Genomic DNA, 16751 nt, shown 5'->3' with positions numbered 1-16751 from the left:
TTAAAATTTAGTAAAATTATTCTTTAATAAGTACAGCGTTATTAGTCTGAAAGATACTGCCGTTTCTTTAAATCTAGTATAAGAAGCTTTACTATATTGGTTAAAATTAATCCCCATTGCATTCGTAGCAAATGGAATAGATTTGTCCAGTAATGTCGCTAGTTCAGAGTCTAGTAATTCATGATGTTTTTCATAAACCATAGATTTACCAATTTTTATTTTCCCCTTAGTGGCTAGATAACCAAATACATATGCCCCTAAAAATATTTTTCTGATGTTAGGATATAATTTCTGTGCAAACGGAATATTATTAGGGATAGTTTGATCTGGAATATCAAAAACGGATGGGAATAGTTCTCTTCCAGCTTTTTGATACATATAACGATCCACTCTTAGCTCGTACGGTAACTCACTAAAAAAGTTTGCATAATCTCTTGAAGCAAAAGGCCTAATTATAGTTGAAAAGTTTTCAATAGGTGCAAAAACATTTGAAATTAGACCAAACTGTCTATCCATATCTTTAATATATTCTGCTAGATGACAAGGTAGATTTGTAACACAACAATCTTGCATTGCCTCTTCCAAATCCTTTTTAATTTCTGCCTTATCATCTTCACTTATTTGAGACCATAGCGTATGATGAACGAAGTATTTATTCAATACATAATCTATCGATTCACCCTCCGTCATGGAAAGGTTTTTAGATATACTTTCCTGATTAGCACCCGTGTATGTGCCTCCTAAGAAGCCATGGACTATGTATTTAGGCATAATATTATTTGCTTTCAATACAGCATATAAGTGAGTATGCATTGGACTACTTAATCCGCCTGTCATTTCCACAACATCTTTACCATATTCGAGATAATAGCTATCTAATAGCTCTGTATGCTTTAAGCTAATATTTAATTCTTCAGCAATTTTATTAGCAACATTAATTTCATTAGATTCCTTAGGTCCGAAGACTAAGCTATTAAAATTAACTCCTTTTTGTTTAGCTAAGCTAGCTAATAAACGTGAGTCATATCCACCACTTAAAGGAATTAGTACCTCTTCATTACTAAATAACTCTTCTTGGTATCCATCCAGTAAACTACTAAGAATGTCTTTTGCATCCTTTAGATAAGTGGACTCATTTGCTTCAAGGCCTTTAGTATTAAATTTAGGGTTCCATATCACCTTACTTTGCTTCTTCATCGTTTTTAAATTAAATTCTATACTTTGGCCCGCTATGCATTTTTTAATTTCTTTATATAAAGTCCTGCTTCTTAAAGGAACATCTATTATACATTCTTCTATAAAAGCAATTCTATCCATTTCAATTTTAATATTATGCGCCTTAAGCTTTTCTACTAATTCCTTAAGATCATAATGGATAAATAAGATATTTTCGCCTTCATTCACATAATAAAATAATGGATATTCTCCATACCAACTATTCTTAATCACCAATGCATTATTATTTAAGTCTATATGAATAATCTGTTTATCCTCTAAATCATCACTAACTACATTATTATTTATAACACTATATAATCCGCCATTCTTCCCATTCCTAGGGGATATTAGACAATTTGTAAAATTATTTATTTCTAGGAGTGATTTTATATCACCGTTCTTGTACTCAAATAAGATACTACTGTACATTCTTTTCCCACCTTATTTAGATGTTATATTAATTAGTTATTTTTTTCTTAATTATATTTATTAGCCAATTAACTTCCTCATTTTTGAATAATAAGAGTAATACTACATATATCAGGATAGATACTAATCCTACAACTATTAAAATGACCAGTGTGTAAATATTGTTATAAGTACTAATATCAACCCCTATCCACTTTATCCCATTGTTAATTATAAAAGTAATAAAAATAGAAATACCTAATATATAAAATATTTTTCTTAACATCAGGTATATATCTTTCAAGGCAATATACTCCCTAACACTTATTAATAAATACGTAACTGCTATAACATTTGCTATTAAACTAGCTAATGGTACACCGTACTGTTTGAAGAAGAAACATAAAATAAAAGTTAAAGCTACACTTAATATCGACAATATAATACTTGAAATAAATGGGCTCTTCTTATTTGCAGTTGCAAAACAAAAACGAAATAATAACTCTCTTATAGCACTTGGAAATAATCCCATTATAAATACAACTAATGCCTTAGCGGTAAGTTCTGTGCCCCTTTGATCAAAAGCACCTCGTTCAAATAAAACTCTTACTATTTCCTCACTAAAACAGATAATAAAAACTGTAGAGGGAATTAGCACCATTATCAAGAAATTAATACTATTAATTAAGCGCACCCTTACCATCGTATAATCTTTAACAATAAAACTTTTATTAAATAGAGTATATAGTATCGAAAATGACGACATTGCAAGTAATAAAACCGGTAACCTTGATATAGTAAATGCATAGTTCAAACTAACTAATGCTCCTGATTCAAACCATTGTGTTAAGAATCTCCCTAATAACATAGGAAATGTAGGGGCTATACTAGATATTAATGCAGGGACAAAAAAATACATAAAAGCTCTTAGTTCCCTTTTATCTAAATTTTTATCTCCCAAAAATATATCGCTGTTTCTTTTAGTCCTTAATAACATATACATCTGGAAGAAACATGCAATTAATAACCCATAACATAAATAATAAATATTCTCTAAATATGCCCCTACAAAAATTGCAATTATAAAAAATACATTTATTGATAGGTTGGAAATAGATGGTAACAAATAACTACTCTCTGCCTGGTGTCTCCCTCGTTCTATACCATGAAGGTTAAGTATTAATATTGTAGGAAGTAATATTAATGTCATATATAGGACATCTGCTGAATACTCCCTCTCTATTCCCATACCATAATAGGTAGAAATAGTTACGCCTATCCCTATTAGCATAATAAATATAATTCCTACCTTAAAAAGCCAACGTCTAATACCATAATAAAACTTAATAGCTTTTGGTTCAGATTCTGATTTTATATTCAAATAAACAGGTATTAATGACGTTGTTATTGCTTTTCCAATAGCAGGAAGAACCGTTAAAGGTAAAAAGGAGGCTATAATAAAAGCCTCCAAGTCTATAGATATTCCAAAATACTTTGCTAATAGCGTCTCTCTTAACAAGCCTAAGATAGCACTAAATAATGATATCAATAACATAATTAATGATGTAGAAATTAGCTTCATTACTTTCCTTCTTTCTCGATGTAGCTCATAATTCAGTCCTCTGTTAACCCTATTAATATCCACAATAACGTAGCACACGAACTCGTTCCCCAGAAAAATCCTCCATCTATAAAATCATGCATAAATGCTCCTATCATAATCGCTAAAACAACTATGCTATATTGATGCTTTACAAATTGTCTTTTATTCAATGAATATATATCTCGAATTAGATTAAATAAAAGCATAAAATAGATAATAATTCCAGATAATCCAAGGGTCACGATTAAATCTAAGAATAAATTATGTGGATGCGGCCACTTCGAACCATAAAGGGAATATATTCCGTACTCATTTAGTGTTTCATAAAAACGATAAAAACCTATCCCTTTCATCCAATTATCTGAGAATATTTGTAAGGCCCCCTGCCACAAGAACCACCTTCCTTGCTCTGAAAGAGTTTTTCTTAAAAATTCAAAGAAAGTGCCATCAATAAATCCTAAGCCTAGTAATAACATTAGAATTATAAATGGAGAAAAAATAATAGTTAATTTCTTTAAAGATGTTAGTTTCTCTATCATAATAATTACTATAGCTATTATTAGTCCTATCATTGAACCTTCTGATTCTGTCCAAATAAAATTAATAAATAGTAATAAAAATAAAGGTATTTGAATTAAAAAACCCTTTAAGCACTTTTTTCCCCATATCCAATTACCGATAATAAGTGCTAGTCCAATGAATAAATATCCTCCATATCCATTAGTATTATTAAAGAAGGCCGTAATCCGACTTGTACCCGTAGAAGATTCTCGAACTGTTTGCGACCAAAGCCAATTCATATCGGTGAAGTACTGCAATACCCCTATACATGCTGAAAAAAACATCCCAAATAAAAAGTACTTTATAATTTTTTTAATTTCTGTCTCACTGAATTTTATTTTAGCTAAACAATAATAAGTTAAAAATATAACTACATATTGAAATATCTTTAATAAACTTTGAAAAATTGAATCACTTAAAACAGAACTAATAATCCCAAATACTGAAAATAATATCATCACATTTAAATATCTAGGGCGATGTTTCACCTGGGAAAGTCTATCACTATATTTATAAAATAGTATTAGAACCATTAAAAAAAGTAATAATATTTTCGCGAATTTTGTAACTTCAAGGGGAATTACATATAATGATTCTATTGGCATTACTAAACCTAATATTAAGAATGGATTATAAAAGAAAAATATCAAACCTAAAACTATACAAATTAATATTATAAAACTGCTACTTAACAGGACACTTTGTGATAACAACCCTATTAAAATTATTAAACTAACATATACTAATAACTTCAATTTATTATCGTAATTATAACTTAAGTACTTCATTCTTAAATGATACAACCCTTCTGTAATACAAAGCACTTGTATTTTATTATCTTGCCCCTTCGCCAGTAATAACTACTCTAATGGTTTTTAAAATAATTTTAAAATCTAATAATAGATTAGCATGATTGATATAATAAACATCTAAGTTTAATTTTTCTTTCGGCGTAATTTCATAACCACCATTTACTTGTGCCCACCCAGTCAATCCTGGTTTGACCTCTAATCTTTTCTTAAATCCAGGTATATCTCTTTCAAATTTCTCCGTAAATATCGGTCTTTCTGGTCTTGGTCCTACAAGAGACATATCACCTTTTAAAATATTAAATAATTGCGGTAGTTCATCAATTCTTGTTTTACGAATAAATAATCCTATTTTTGTAACACGTGGATCGTTCTTTTCTGCCCACTTTGCCCCATTTTTTTCTGCATCATTCCGCATGGAGCGTAATTTAATAACTTTAAATCTCTTCCCGCTCAATCCTAATCTTTCTTGCAGATAAAAAGGAGACCCTGGAGACTCTAAAACAATAAGTATACTAAATATCATTATAACAGGCATCAATATAATTAATCCTACTAAAGAAAACATAACATCTACTAAATACTTAATTCCTAAATAGATTTTAGATTGATTACTTTCTATTTGAATAGTTTGAGCATCAGATGTAATTCGATACTCCCTCGCTATATTTTCACCGGTCTTCATATTCCCTCTCCCCCTACAATTATTTGATTACTTCTTTATGTACTAGTTCATTCATATATTCCATGAGTTGTTCTTTTAATTCTTTATGTTGCAGTGCCACTTCAATTGTCGTTTTAATAAACCCGAACTTCTCCCCAACATCATAACGTATGCCTTCAAAGTCATATGCAAACACGCGCTGAATTTCATTTAAACGTTGAATTGCATCTGTCAACTGAATTTCTCCACCAGCACCTGTTTCTTGATTTTCAAGAAACATAAAAATTTCTGGCGTTAATACGTAACGACCCATAATCGCTAAATTTGATGGCGCCGTCCCTGAAGCTGGCTTTTCTACGAATTGACGAACTTGGTAACGACGGCCATCTTGCTCTGTCGGATCAATAATACCGTAACGGTGTGTCTCATTTTCTGGCACTGTTTGCACACCAATTACAGATGATTGTGCTCCTTCATATTGATCCATCAATTGACGTAAACATGGTGTTTCAGCTTGTACAATATCGTCACCAAGTAATACCGCAAATGGCTCATTGCCAATAAATTTACGTGCACACCATACTGCATGCCCTAACCCTTTCGGTTCTTTCTGTCTTATGTAATGGATGTTTATTTTAGAAGAAGCTTGTACTTTTTCAAGCATTTCATACTTCCCTTTTTCTAATAAGCTTTGTTCTAATTCAAAGGAATGATCAAAATGATCTTCAATTGCACGCTTTCCTTTTCCAGTTACAATAATAATGTCTTCGATTCCTGATTCAATTGCTTCTTCTACTATGTATTGAATTGTCGGTTTATCAACGATCGGCAACATTTCTTTTGGCATTGCTTTCGTCGCTGGTAAAAACCTCGTCCCTAGTCCAGCAGCTGGAATAATCGCTTTTCTTACTTTTTTCAAATCTAGTCCCCCCAAAATATCTTTTTTATCTATATGTAGCAATACAAAAAACCCTACCTATAGGTTCGTATTTACAACTCCATAGGTAGAGTTTCTAACATAAATAAATTATGGGCATCTAACCCATCCTCACGTCACACTCCCGACGACAAGCGTCTAAGGTAGGTTGAAATATAATTTTTACCCACAGCACAACCGAGTGCCCCCGTTGATAACGGTTAGGAGACATCACCAGAGCTCTTTAATTAAAAAATACCAAACAATTTTTTTCGACGAATTTGTTCTGGATCTTCTTTATAAACTGCCTTGCCATTTATTAATACAGAAGGATTTTCTCTCAAATCGCTCATGACATCTATTCCAAATTCCTTCTGTATTAGATCATAACTTGCACCTAAGTGAAATCCTCGGGACGTCGTATTATGCGCATCTGATGCGATCATATGCGTTAACTTATGTTCAACAAGTTGTAAGGAGAATTTTTTTATCTTTTTACCAAAGTTCCCGAGAAGACTACCTGCTGTTACTTGCGTTAATGCACCTTTACTAACGAAGTTATATAATTTATCTGGTCGCTCAATTAACTCGGCATTACGTTCAGGATGAACAATAATGGGTGTCATACCTTTTACACATATTTCGTATAATAGTTGTTCTGCATATCGTGGTACGTGATTGGATGGAAATTCTATTAACATATATTTATGATTTTCATTTAAAGTGACAATTTTACCAGCTTCATAGTCTTCTACTATATCACCATATAACCTGACCTCTTGTCCTGGTAAAATGTTTAGTGGAATATTAGTTCGTTGTAGTTCATCATTTAATTGCTTCACTTGAGGAATAATATGCGTACGCTCATTATCGTATTTCCCGTTTTTATGGTGTGGCGTTGCAACAATCGTATGAATCCCCTCTGCTACTGCTTGCCTTGCCATTTCTAAACTATCCGTTACCACCCCGGCCCCGTCATCAACACCAGGCAAAATATGACAATGTAAGTCAATCACTATTTTCATCCTCTCCTTTAGAAGTAAATCCTTTTTCCGATGTATATAAATCTATATTTATATACATCGGAAAAAGGGAGATATGTTTTTCACATATCTCGTCTCTCTTATTAATTAACACCGTAATAATAATATAAATTTTCCTCGCGCTCACAATCATTTAGGACGGCACCTAATAGCTTACCTTTTGCTGATTGTAATAAACCTTTTGCTTTCACAGCATCTTCTTTTTTCGTCACTTCACTACGAATAACAAAGATAGATGCATCACATTGATTTGCCATAATTTGCGCATCGGCAACAGCTAACATCGGTGGTAAATCAAGAATGACTAAATCATACGTATCGTACGTTTTTTCAAGTAATTCTTTCATTGATTTAGATCCTAACAACTCTGCCGGGTTTGGCGGAATTGGACCACACGGTAAAAAGTGTAAATTTTCAACAGATGTTGTTTGTACACATTTTTCAAATCGTTCATTATGCGTTAATACATTCGTTAATCCGAAAATGTTATTCACTTGGAACATTTGATGCATCGCTGGCTTACGCATTTCTGCATCAATTAATAACACTTTCTTACCTTGTTGGGCAAAAACAACTGCTAAGTTAGCTGTCGTTGTCGTTTTACCTTCGCTCGGGTTTGCAGAAGTTACGATTATCGAACGAATATTTGTATCAATCGCTGCAAATTCAATATTTGTTCGAATGTTACGATATTGTTCTGCAATAGGTGATTTCGGTTTTTGATGAGCAATTAACTGGCGACGTTGGCGATAATTTCTTTTGCTTCTGAATACTTTTTTAAGAGCCAATTGATTGTCCCCCCACTTTCATTGAAGAAGTATTTGCTGTATTTGTATCCTCTTCCATACGTGCGACTACACCTAATACTGGTAATCCTAATAATTTTTCAATATCCTCTTCTTTTTTCACAGTATTATCTAAGTATTCTAGTAAGAATGCTAAACCAACTGAAGCCATTAATCCAACAACGAAGGCAATTGCTATATTTAACATCGGACGTGGTTTAATTGGTGATTGGTTTTCAGCTATTTCTGCTTTTGATAATACTGTTACGTTATCAACATTCATAAGTTTCGCAACTTCACCTTTAAACACTTCAGTTGTTGCATTTGCAATATCACGAGCTAATTTCGGATCTTTATCATCAACAGTTATAGAAATAACTTGGGAATCCTTTTCATTCGCAACGTTAATTTTATTTGATAAAGCTTGTGGTGTAATGTTTAAACCCAATTTTTCACTTACTTGTTCTAAAATGACAGGGCTTTTAATAATGACCTTATATGTATTTGTTAACTGGATATTCGTTTGAATCTCACCAGCTTGAATAGTTGCACCTGCTTGTTTCTTCTGATTTACAAGAATTTGCGTTGAAGATTGATAGATTGGTGTCATAAAGAAAAAGCTAATACTAGCACTTACTATTGCGGCACCAAATGTAACGATGAGGATCATTGCTAAACGTTTTCTTAAAATATGAAATAAATCTTTCAAACTAATTGTTTCTTCCATACGTTCCTCCAACTTTCTAAATTTTTCGCATAGGAAAAATTATAGCATAAAATTTCTAAATTCTTTTTTATTTTACTAATTTTTTATTAGTTTCTCTTAAAACCAACTATAATCTTACAGAATTATATTAAATATGACAATAGATTCCACTATATTTCCAAAATTTCCACTAGGTTTTTTAATTTATAATAGAAAAAGACAAATAACAAACAAAAAAACCCGAAAAACCGACAATTATTTGTCGGTTTTTCGGGTTTTTTGTAAAAATATAATTTAATAATAGCCATACGCTTCTTTATGTTTCTTTTTATCATTTAAAACAACGCCGAGCAATTTCCCTGATGTTTGTTCTAACACTTGTTTCGCCTTTACCGCTCTTTCTTTCTCTGTTTGTTCACTGCGAATAATCAATATGATTCCGTCACATTTATTAGCGATTAACTGTGCATCTGTAATAACGAGAACAGGCGGTGTATCAATTAAAACGATGTCAAACAGCTCATACGCTTCTACAAGTACTTCATCCATACGCTCAGTTGCTAATAATTCCGCTGGATTTGGCGGTATAGGTCCTGCCGGCATTACATATACATTCTCAACTGCTGTTTCTTGTACACACTCAGTAAATGAAGATTGCCCTGATAATACGTTCGTTAATCCTTTCGTATTATGAATTGCAAAGAAATTTTGTACAGTTGGCTTCCTTAAGTCCGCCCCTACTATCAATACTTTTTTTCCTTGTTGTCCAAGTACAACGGCTAAATTTGAAATTGTTGTCGTTTTTCCTTCCTCTGGATCTGGGGAAGTTATCATAATAGAACGCATCTTATTACCTACAGATGCAAATTGAATATTCGTACGAATGTTACGAAATTGTTCTGCAATTGTAGATTTCGGTTCCTTATGTGCGATTAACTTTCCCTTCGTTGTCTTTCTTTTAAACATTTTGGCACTCCTTTTCTCGTCTTATACTCGAATACTAATCCCCTTTTTCCTCACATCACGCCACTAAATCCCCTATATATTCCACCCTGATAATTTTTTTGTATATAAAATTTGTCATCTCTACACCTATTCTATGATCATATCTTCTTCTTTCTATCTATATAACTTCTCGAAATTGAGATATTATGGAAGGTGTTGTTTATATGCTAACATAAATCCGTAACATACATTTATAATAATTAAAAATTATTATATTACAATTAAATAAATTAAACTATCCAAAAGTCCCTCCCTCAGTATTAGAAAGGCTTTTGGATGTTGCAATTTATTCTTTTTTATCACCAATTGCAAAAGTAATTTCTGCTTCACATGCAATTTCACCATCTACTGTTGCAATCGCTTTTCCTTTTCCAATCGGACCACGTACGCGTGTCATTTCTACTTCTAGACGAAGTTGATCACCCGGACGCACTTGTTTTTTGAAACGGCAGTTATCGATACCTGCAAAAAAAGCAAGTCTTCCGCGATTTTCTTCTTTCTTTAATACAGCAACTGCTCCAACTTGCGCTAATGCTTCTACAATTAATACGCCCGGCATAACTGCATAGTCAGGAAAATGTCCATTAAAGAATTCTTCGTTTGCGGATACATTTTTAATTCCAACCGCTCTTTTGCCTTCATCTACTTCCAAAATTTTGTCGACAAGTAAAAACGGATAACGGTGGGGAATAATTTCTTTAATTTGCTCTATATTTAACATATCACTCTCTCCTTATACACCAAATTGGTCATACCACTAACACACATGACTTTATTATCCCATTTCGTCAATCATTTGTCATTATGAAAAAACGAAGCAATATATTTGCTTCGTAGCGTTTTAAAAAATATATACACTCTTTTCAGTATAACAAAATAATTATTATTGCTAACACAGCGGTTAAAAAGAGTGTATATCCACGTTAGGGAAAGGCAATTTGTACGACTTGCCTTAAGTCTCGTATTCAAATCACATTATATAATAGAAAAAGCGAAATGAAAAATTGTATATTTCATCCTTTATTTCCCTTAATCTTTATTTTTTCTAGTTTCCTTGCAGATATCATTTTCTAAATTTTATATTAAAATTTAGACTTAAACTTTTCTTTTCAACAAAGATTAATTAATAAATGTATTAGAAATTATATAAGAAATCTTTCAACTACGACTCTTTTCCTCATTTTCATTTGATAAATGTTCATGCTTATATGTTAGCGTAGCCTGTTCTAATGCACGAATAAATTTTGAAAATTCTTTAGTCGTTTTTGCTTCTTCATCAAGAAAAAATTCATTATTTTTAAAGAAGCTCTTTCGGAGCGCTGTCGATAATTCTAATTGAACACCTTCTCCAAGTCCATTACGGTTTGCTATGTTATCTGGATTCATTGCCCTTAAATTTTCAGGAGCTAACTCTACCGAAAATCCTTCTTCTTCTAAAGAATCTTTCATAATTTTTCGATATACTTTATTTCTTCCACCAATATACACATTCTCATTCTCTTCATCATAGTAACCGTGAATTGATAAAATTGATTTAGATTCCCCCGACATTTCAATAGCTTTTGGTTCATCATATAAAGTAGATTCAATATGTAGTTTCCAATTATCTCTAGGCTTTAAAGCCTCAAATGTATACGTATCGGCTCCTAGTTTTTCTCCCAATTTCTTAGCTACTTGATCCGTTCCTAATTCAATAAATCCTCCATGTATCGCCATTACTAATATTTCACTGTTACGTTTTTTAGCCGTTATGCGATAATCCTTACCTTCATCTTCATTTTGTTTTAAATCTGCAAAACTTTTATAACTCACTACCCCTTTTGGTTTTTCTTTCCCCTCGCTACTTTCATACTTCTGTAATTTTTCAAAGTCATTATTTTTCCCTTTCTCAATCACATACTCTTCTTCCTTTCCTCTTAGCATAAATATAACTATTACTATCATAAAGATTGTAAAAATAATAATTCCATTTTTCATTTTTTAACCCCTCTTTATAATTAAGAATCAATTATTCTATGAGCTACTACTCAGTTCCAATATTCCTTCCTTTTTATCATTCTTAATATCCCTACTGTGTAACACATTGTATCTCAAATACCTTTTATATATTCCAAATTTCTTATTATTTAAAGAACAAAAAAGCTTTGTTCTTCAAAAGAATACAAGAAGAACAAAGCTTTTCCAATTATTATCATACTATATATATTACTTTTAATTACATTATTTTAGATTATTTGTATACTGCTGAATTTTTTGTGATTCATCTTTCGTTACATCTTCCATACGCTTAAACATGCCTAAAGTTAAAAGTAATACTGTCACGATTGCAGCTGGTACTAACCATCTTCCAATAGATTTCATCGTAACCCCTCCACCTTCTATTAATGTGCTTTCCAAATCCCATTTCTTCTTTTATCACTAGCCCCAGTTATCGTATAATCTTTCTCATTTTTTATTAAAGCTTGTACTCCACCATAAAACATTGGAGCATCCTTATATACAGCTTTGTATCCCTTACTAGAGATTTCCTGATTTATTTTAGGGTTCAGTGGAAACTCTGTATATACGATATCTTTTTCAAAAGCAAAACGGGCTTCGTCCACAATTTCTTGGAAATCCGTTTTACCATTTACATACTTATCTAACGCTTGCACCAACATCTGAGGAATACGGTTTCCACCCGGAGAACCAATCCCCATTACAACTTCGCCTTTTTTCTCCAAGATAGAAGGTGCTGTAAATGTCCTAGATCGTTTTCCAGGTTCAAATTGGTTAGGAGTATTTCCAAAATTATCAAGCTGGTTATTTAAGAAGAAACCGTTCGTTAATTTTCCTGAACCAAAGAAATTACTTAACGTATTTGTTGCAGAAACTACAGTTCCTTCCTTATCAATAACCACAAAATGTGTGGTACTTTCGTGTTCTTCAACATCATTCGGTAACAAACCATTCTGCCCTTTTTTCATTTTGGTATCTAGTTCTGAAATATACTGATCACTAACTAATAAATCAGAATCTACTTTAGTAAATTTAGGATCTGCAATGTGCTCTAATCGGTCTTGATATACCACACCTGTAAATCTTCCAAATTCCCCAATATAATCTGCTGTATTACCTATTTTCTGATACACATTCTCTTTTTCGGAAAATTTCAATATTTGAAGGAACGTAATTCCGCCAAATGGCGCCGGAGCTGTATACACATCAAAACCTTTATACGTTCCATGTACTGGTTCAAGCTCTTGGGCTTTATAATTTTGCATATCTTCCACAGGAATATGGGCTACATTATAAATATCTTGAGTGATACTGCTATTATAAAATCCTGCTGGTCCCTCTGTCTCAATCATCTGCAACGTATCTGCTAAATCCTTCTGAATTAAGGTTTCACCCTCTTGAATCGCTTCTCCATCTGGGTAGAAAATATTTGACTCATCCGTATTCATGCGATATTGCGCCGCTTCTAGCCGTCTCATTAATCCTCCATCTACTTTAAAGCCTTTCTCTGCATAATGAATAGAGGGCCTTAATAATTTCTCCATAGATAACGAGCCGTATTTTTGATGAATTAAATCCATACCAGTTACAAATCCTGGCACTGCTGAAGAACTACTTTGACCATTTTTAAAATTTGGAGCTGTTTCACGGTAATCAATAAATTTCTTTTGACCATCTTTATAGGATATTAACATTCCACCACCGCCGCCTATTCCGGAAGCATATGGCTCTACTACACCTAGCATATAGGAGATTGCAATTGCTGCATCAACAGCATTTCCCCCGCTCCGAAGAATCTTCATTCCCTCCTCTACAGCAAGAGGATTCGAGGCACTTACACCATACGTTTCATTCGAAACCATATCTGTTACATATCCCTTGACTTGTTCAACAGTATTTTGTCCACCGCATCCTGCTAAACTCAGGAGCAAAATCATGCTTACAATTAATCTAATTCTTACAGCTCTAATAAATCTCAAGCTGCTTTCCCCTCTTTCGCTTCTACTTCTGCATCATTCTTTGCATTATTTCTATTTTCTTTATGCTCTAAAACATGTTTATGATTTATAAGTATTTCAAACTTATCTTGTTTTTTATCTACTAGCACATTGCTTGGTGTATATTTTGTTAATTCTTGATAGATTCTCCGTTTATCTAGCCAACTTGCCGCTGGTCTAGGTGTCCCCTCTTTTATTATTAAAGGAACAATCTCAATTTTCGCCTGTCCATTTGCACCTAAGTTATATTGAACTAATGCACTATCTTTTGTTTTTGTCCATCCTTGATCAAAAACAAAATTTCCAAGGCTATAAAAAATAATACCTTGTTTATATACCTCAACAGATTGAAGAACATGTGGATGATGTCCAATAATAATATCCGCACCAGCATCTATCATCGCTCTTCCAAGTTTCTCCTGTCTTGGACTCGGTTCTGAATCATATTCTTGACCCCAGCTTGCATTTACTACAACAAGGTCAGCATTTCCTTGACTTGGATCTTTCGCTTTTCCAATTAGTTCAAATAGTAAGTCTGGATCCATAGTTAAAACGCCCGCTCTTTTATCAGTTGCGTTAGATTTTTTAGAATATGCATCAGTAAAACCTACTGTGGCCACTCGGATTCCATTAATCTCTTGATATGCAATATGTTTTGCAGACTCTAAATTTTTACCTGCACCAACTGCATTTATCTTTTCCTTCTTTAAGGTTTTTAGTGTATCCGTCAAACCAGCTTTTCCATAATCCATCATATTTGTATTCGCTAGATTAAATAATGTAAAGCCTTGCTCTTTCATCATCTTTACAACATTTTCATTAGTATGTAAGCCCATTTGTTCATCTGCTTTTTTATATTCTTTTTCTTCTTTTAAAAGTACCGGTTGGTCAAAGTTACCACTTACATAATCGGAGTTTTTAAAATATGGAGACACATACCGAAATACATACTCAGTACCATGCTGCTCCACAACACTATTAACATATCTTCCCATCATAATGTCCCCGACCATAGTCATAGTCAGCTCAGAACCTTTGCTTAGTTTCACTTTTTTCACTGATTGTGTTCTTTCAAACCAAGTCGATCCTATTAATATAACTATAATAATTGGTAATAAAAACATAATATAGCGACTGTTCTTCTTCTTCGTCCGTTTAATAAACACTAACAACTTTTCTTTTGAATTCAAATTACGTTTCATCGATATGCCACCTTAAAATAAGTAATAAACATTCATAATACCAAATGTTAAACCGCTTAATAACAGTGTACTACCTACTGTTAAAGGTAAGCCTTGCTTTTGCATCGTATTGGCAATAAGTCCTGGTACGATAATACCAATTCCTCGAAGTTCAAAAATATCAAACGGCATAACTGGATAAAAATAATCAAATATTAATTTTAAACCGATACCCGTAATAAGCATCGCAGCGAATTTCCTACGTCCATATAAAATCATATATCTTGAAACGCCATGTACGACAATAACATAAGTTAAAATACTAAGTAAAAGTACAACTAGCATAAAGATAGGTTGATTAAATACTAATGCTAAGTATCCTGGTACAACAAGACCTGCAGGTAAAACACCTGTTTTTTCAGTAAAAATAAGGCTCAATGTAACTCCCAAAATTAATGCAATATATAAATCTGATCCAAACATTCCTGTCCCTCCACTTAAATCGCTTTCGCTTGTTTTTTGCCAATTTGTTCTTCCATCATCATATCGATTAATGGTTCAGCTGCACCATGGATATTACCTACTCCATATACGATACGATCTTTTAAATATGGTCGCATGCGAGTCATAATTTCATTTGTTGACCAACCTTCTAAATCCCAATACTCTTTTGTTGGAATATTGCCGGCTTCATACGCGGCCGTAATTGGTGATGTTGTATCCCCAATAGCAATGACTACATCTGCTTTAATATACGGTAATACATCCCTTGCAAACTGCTCGGTACGGTCAACACGGTCAGGACGACAGTTCATAATTACAATTGGAGCTAGATTACTATATCCAAAAGAATCCACACGTTCCCAAATACGCAATGTTGATGATGCATCATTCGCTGCAAAACCATTTACAAAGAATGCAGGATTAGATCTGTCACCAAAACGTGTAATTCTCATTGCCCCTGGATCTGGATGGGCATTTAACATACCGCGGAATGCTGTTTCCTCATCAATTCCAAGAGCCTCTGCTACCGCTAAAGCAAGCGATGCATTATCTGGGAAGACCATGTAATCAAATTTACGTAAGAATTCTTCTGAAATTCTAGAATTATCCGCAACAATTACTTTTGTATTTCTCTCTTCTGCAACCTTTTTAAAATAATCTAAATATTCACTTTCAATAGTAACTAAATGTCCATTATATGGGATGGTAGCAGTGAAAGCTTCCGCTACTTCATCAAGTGTAGGTCCCATAACATCCATATGATCTTCTAAAACGTTTACAATAACCCCAACATTTGCTTGAATCATTTTATTTTGGAAGATAACTTGATAGTCCGGTTGAACTGCCATACATTCACAAATAAGTGCTTCTGCTCCTAAATTAGCAACCTCTTTAACTACCCTACGTTGTTCACCAATATTAGGACCTTCCTTACGGCGCTTAATCGGTTTCTCCTCATCAGTAAACCAATAAATCATTCGTGCTGAAGTACCAGTTGTTTTCCCTACAGTCTTATATTTCGCCTCTTGTACAACACCTGTAATTAGTCGTGTAACAGTCGATTTCCCTCTAATGCCATTTACATTCACACGAACTGGAATAGAATCTAATCGTTTTTGGTGCATAATTTGTTCTACGACACCGTAAATTACTAAGAACAGTGTGCATATACCTATAATAATCATCTACTTTAAACCGTCCCTTTCCTTGATCTAATTAACGACATACCCTAATTCATTGGCTTCATATTTGTCATTGATACACTATACAAATTAAAAATACTAAGAAAAATTACATTTATCCTCGCTTGTATATGCCTCAAATGTAATATGTAATAATTTGTCTAGTAGCCTT

16 protein-coding genes are annotated in these 16751 nt (G+C 33.0%); all 16 read right to left on the bottom strand.

The features are described from left to right. Complete coding sequence (locus tag ABH957_RS10295) at positions 1 to 1647, bottom strand: asparagine synthase-related protein (protein ID WP_404511133.1); 1647 nt, start codon at positions 1645 to 1647, stop codon at positions 1 to 3. Between the two features lie 28 nt (positions 1648 to 1675). Beyond that, positions 1676 to 3208 (bottom strand): murein biosynthesis integral membrane protein MurJ, encoded by a 1533-nt coding sequence (gene murJ / locus ABH957_RS10290; protein WP_404511131.1) that lies wholly within the window; start codon positions 3206 to 3208, stop codon positions 1676 to 1678. A 32-nt stretch (positions 3209 to 3240) separates the two neighbouring features. Beyond that, positions 3241 to 4323, bottom strand: a complete 1083-nt coding sequence (locus ABH957_RS10285) for an O-antigen ligase family protein (RefSeq protein ID WP_404511129.1) — start codon at positions 4321 to 4323, stop codon at positions 3241 to 3243. Between the two features lie 301 nt (positions 4324 to 4624). Next, positions 4625 to 5284 carry a sugar transferase gene (locus ABH957_RS10280; RefSeq protein WP_404511127.1) on the bottom strand — a complete coding sequence of 220 codons (660 nt, stop codon included), beginning with the start codon at positions 5282 to 5284 and terminating at the stop codon, positions 4625 to 4627. A 19-nt stretch (positions 5285 to 5303) separates the two neighbouring features. Next, the gene (gene galU, locus ABH957_RS10275; protein WP_404511125.1) at positions 5304 to 6182 is read right to left on the bottom strand and encodes a UTP--glucose-1-phosphate uridylyltransferase GalU; all 879 of its coding nucleotides are present in this window, start codon (positions 6180 to 6182) and stop codon (positions 5304 to 5306) included. A 245-nt stretch (positions 6183 to 6427) separates the two neighbouring features. Beyond that, positions 6428 to 7195: a tyrosine-protein phosphatase gene (locus ABH957_RS10270; protein ID WP_404511193.1), complete on the bottom strand. Its 768-nt coding sequence runs from the start codon at positions 7193 to 7195 to the stop codon at positions 6428 to 6430. A 110-nt stretch (positions 7196 to 7305) separates the two neighbouring features. Then, positions 7306 to 8010, bottom strand: a complete 705-nt coding sequence (locus ABH957_RS10265) for a CpsD/CapB family tyrosine-protein kinase (RefSeq protein WP_404511123.1) — start codon at positions 8008 to 8010, stop codon at positions 7306 to 7308. Then, a complete protein-coding gene (locus ABH957_RS10260) occupies positions 8000 to 8734 on the bottom strand; it encodes a YveK family protein (RefSeq protein WP_404511121.1) in 735 nt (244 codons plus the stop codon). Before ABH957_RS10260 ends, ABH957_RS10265 begins: the two co-directional genes overlap by 11 nt. Positions 8735 to 9007: 273 nt before the next feature. Further along, the gene (locus ABH957_RS10255) at positions 9008 to 9679 is read right to left on the bottom strand and encodes a CpsD/CapB family tyrosine-protein kinase (RefSeq protein ID WP_404511119.1); all 672 of its coding nucleotides are present in this window, start codon (positions 9677 to 9679) and stop codon (positions 9008 to 9010) included. Between the two features lie 325 nt (positions 9680 to 10004). Next, on the bottom strand, positions 10005 to 10439 hold the full coding sequence (fabZ, locus tag ABH957_RS10250) for a 3-hydroxyacyl-ACP dehydratase FabZ (protein WP_000931956.1): 435 nt from the start codon (positions 10437 to 10439) through the stop codon (positions 10005 to 10007). A 437-nt stretch (positions 10440 to 10876) separates the two neighbouring features. Continuing rightward, positions 10877 to 11695, bottom strand: a complete 819-nt coding sequence (locus tag ABH957_RS10245; protein WP_404511117.1) for a poly-gamma-glutamate hydrolase family protein — start codon at positions 11693 to 11695, stop codon at positions 10877 to 10879. A 243-nt stretch (positions 11696 to 11938) separates the two neighbouring features. Continuing rightward, complete coding sequence (locus ABH957_RS10240) at positions 11939 to 12079, bottom strand: CapE family protein (RefSeq protein ID WP_404511115.1); 141 nt, start codon at positions 12077 to 12079, stop codon at positions 11939 to 11941. A gap of 20 nt (positions 12080 to 12099) precedes the next feature. Further along, positions 12100 to 13695, bottom strand: coding sequence for a gamma-glutamyltransferase family protein (locus ABH957_RS10235; RefSeq protein WP_404511113.1), 1596 nt, complete (start codon positions 13693 to 13695; stop codon positions 12100 to 12102). Then, a complete protein-coding gene (locus ABH957_RS10230) occupies positions 13692 to 14915 on the bottom strand; it encodes a CapA family protein (RefSeq protein WP_404511111.1) in 1224 nt (407 codons plus the stop codon). Before ABH957_RS10230 ends, ABH957_RS10235 begins: the two co-directional genes overlap by 4 nt. Positions 14916 to 14927: 12 nt before the next feature. Continuing rightward, positions 14928 to 15377, bottom strand: a complete 450-nt coding sequence (gene pgsC / locus ABH957_RS10225) for a poly-gamma-glutamate biosynthesis protein PgsC (RefSeq protein WP_404511109.1) — start codon at positions 15375 to 15377, stop codon at positions 14928 to 14930. 14 nt (positions 15378 to 15391) lie between these two features. Next, complete coding sequence (gene pgsB / locus ABH957_RS10220) at positions 15392 to 16582, bottom strand: poly-gamma-glutamate synthase PgsB (RefSeq protein ID WP_404511107.1); 1191 nt, start codon at positions 16580 to 16582, stop codon at positions 15392 to 15394. Positions 16583 to 16751: the final 169 nt, after the last annotated feature.

This window comes from Bacillus sp. RC242 (assembly GCF_044908245.1).
Classification (GTDB): Bacteria; Bacillota; Bacilli; order Bacillales; family Bacillaceae_G; genus Bacillus_A; species Bacillus_A mycoides.
The sequence above is the reverse complement of the archived record's forward strand: the minus strand, read 5'-3'. Positions and strand labels throughout refer to the sequence as shown.